This is a genomic window from Streptomyces katrae (genome assembly GCF_000966975.1).
Classification (GTDB): domain Bacteria; phylum Actinomycetota; class Actinomycetes; order Streptomycetales; family Streptomycetaceae; genus Streptomyces; species Streptomyces katrae.
Genome location: NZ_JZWV01001475.1, coordinates 1 through 2,705 on the forward strand (window position 1 = coordinate 1; position 2,705 = coordinate 2,705).

The 2,705-nt window shown below is 77.1% G+C and carries 3 pseudogenes; all 3 read left to right on the forward strand.

Annotation, left to right across the window (positions count from 1 at the left end):
* A pseudogene (locus VR44_RS38445) lies at positions 1-276 on the forward strand (hypothetical protein); the annotation flags it as partial.
* A pseudogene (locus VR44_RS38450) lies at positions 273-1,179 on the forward strand (hypothetical protein). The pseudogenes VR44_RS38445 and VR44_RS38450, both read left to right, overlap by 4 nt.
* Before the next feature lie 75 nt (positions 1,180-1,254).
* Positions 1,255-2,705: pseudogene (locus VR44_RS38455) on the forward strand (hypothetical protein); the annotation flags it as partial.

The window sequence follows — 2,705 nt, forward strand, 5'->3', positions numbered from 1 at the left end:
GACGGTCTCGTGCCCGCCCCGGGCACACGGCCGGACGCCCGCCCGGGACACCCCGGCCGGCAGGTCCACGGCCTCGTACCCGTCCCGGGCCGGCCCGCCGCCGTCGTACCGGCCGCCCGCTGCGCGGGCCCGGCCCGCCCCGGGGTGCGGGGGCTCGCCCCCGCTTCGGGGAAGGGCCCGGGCGGGGGACTCCCTCCCGCGGCCGAAGGCACCGCCGCGCACCTCACCCGTACCCGTACCCGCAACACCCGCACCGCCGAGGAGACCCACCCGTGAGCGACCACGCCGAGCACCCCGCGTGGAGCGAGCCCGACGGCACGTCGGTCCCCGCCGCGCCCGCACCGGCCGCCGCCGCCACCGCGCTGACGCCCGCCGGCCGCGGACGCGGCCCGCCTCGTCGGGTTCGGGCTCCAGCCCAAGCTGCTCCCCGCCCGGGACGCCGAGTACGCCGAACTGCTGCGCCGCTACCGCGAGGACCCCGCCTTCGGCCGGCTCGCCGACGCCGTCGCCACCGGCCTCGGCCTCGTCGTCCTGGAGGTCTCCCCGCGCGCCGGCATGGCCGTCGCCGCCGGCGAGGACTCCGTCTTCGCCGTCCGCATGGGCGACTACGCCCGCCGCACCGCCGCCGACGGCGGCGACCGCTTCCTCCACGGCCTCGCCCACCTCGCCGTCGCCGCCCTCGCCTTCCCCCGCCCCGAGGACCTCGCCGACGACGGCTACATCGGCCGGATCACCGTCAACGGCGTCGACGCCTTCGTCCGCCAGACCTGCCGCCGCCTGGAGGAGCGCGCCGAGGAACTCGGCGAGAACACCGACCCCGCCTCCGACGCCCCCGGCCTGGAGGCCGCCTGGCGGGTCTACGCCCGCCGCAGCGCGACGGGCGCCACCAAGGACGCCCGCCGCCTCGCCGGCTCCACCACCGGCATCGTCGGCAAGGCCGCCGCCTTCCTCACCGAGTCCGGCTTCCTCCAGCGCACCGGCGACGACGCCGGCGGCACCTACCGCACCACCCCCCGCTACCAGCTCCAGGTCCGCGACATGGCGGGCACGGCGGCCATGGCCGAACTCCTGGAACTCGGCGTGGTCCCCGTCAGCGACGGCTGCGCCACCCTCCTGCCGCCGCCCGAGGGCGACGACCTCGAACTCGCCGCCGACGCCGGCCTGCCGTTCCACGCCTGAGCCGAACGCCGCACGCCCCACGCCCCACGCGCCCCCGTACTGAGACACACCGAGAAGCAACGAGAGTCCGCCGCCATGTACGAGCTGTCCCGGATCCGCCTCTACTCCATCGGGCCCGCCGGCGCACGCTACGCCGACACCGTGCTCGACCTGCCCGCCCCGCCGCCCGGCCCCCGCCGGCGTGCTCTTCCTGGAGAACGGCGGCGGCAAGTCCGTCCTCCTCAAGCTGATCTTCTCGGTCATGCTCCCCGGCCACCGCAACACCCTCGGCGGCGCCAGCTCCGGTGTGCTCCGCAAGTTCCTCCTCGCCGACGACTGCGGCCACGTCGCCCTGGAATGGCAGCACACTCAGACCGGCGAGTGCGTGGTCGTCGGCAAGGTCAGCGAATGGCGCGGCCGCCAGGTCTCCAACGACCCCCGCAAGTTCGCCGAGGCCTGGTACTCCTTCCGCCCGGGGCCGGGCCTGAGCCTGGACAACCTCCCCGTCGCCGAGGCCACCTCCGTGCGCCCGCCCGCCGAGGGCGCCTCCGGCGCCCAGGGCCGCCGCCGCACCATGAAGGGCTTCCGCGACGCGCTCACCGAGGCCGGCAAGGCCTACCCGCACCTGGAGGTCTCCTGGGAGGAGATCCACGACCGCTGGAACGAACACCTCACCGAACTCGGCCTCGACCCCGAACTCTTCCGCTACCAGCGCGAGATGAACGCCGACGAGGGCGAGGCCGCCGGCCTCTTCGCGGTCAAGAAGGACTCCGACTTCACCGACCTGCTGCTGCGCGCCGTCACCGACACCCGCGACACCGACGGCCTCGCCGACCTGGTCCACGGCTTCGGCAACAAGCTCGGCCGCCGCGCCGAGCTCATGGCCGAACGCGACTTCACCGCCGGCTCCGTCGACCTGCTCACCCGCATCGTGGAGGCCGCCGAGACCCGCGCCCGGCTGCGCGACGTCCACGCCGGCGCCGAACGCCGCACCCGCACCCTCGCCCGCCGGCTCTCCGCCCGCGCCGCCGAGGAACGCGGCCGCGCCGCCGACCTCGCCCAGCAGGTCACCGGCGCCGCCCACGCCGTCACCGCCGCCGAGGAGCAGCGCGCCCGCAGCGCCGCCGTCTCCGCCGAACTCGCCTACCGGCACGCCTCGCTGGCCCTGACCGTCGCCGACAAGGCCGCCGCCGCCCAGCGCCGCGAGCTCCTCGAAGCCCGCACCCTGCACTCCGCCTGGCAGGCCGCCGAGACCGTCCTGCGCCACCGCGCCGCCGCCGACCGCTCCGCCCGCGTCGCCGCCGCGATCCGCGAAGCCGAACGGGACGCCGCCCCGGCGCTCGCCGCCCGCGCCACCGCCGCCGCCGAACTCGTACGGGCCCTGCACACGGCCGCCGAACAGGGCGAGCGCGCCGCCAACGAGGAGGAGGAGCGTTCCGCCGAGCTCCAGGCCCTCGGTGAGACCGCCCACCGCGACGCCACCTCCGCCGCCACCGCCGCCCAGCGCGCCCGCAGCGAGGCCGAACACCTGCGGGCCCGCCTCGCCG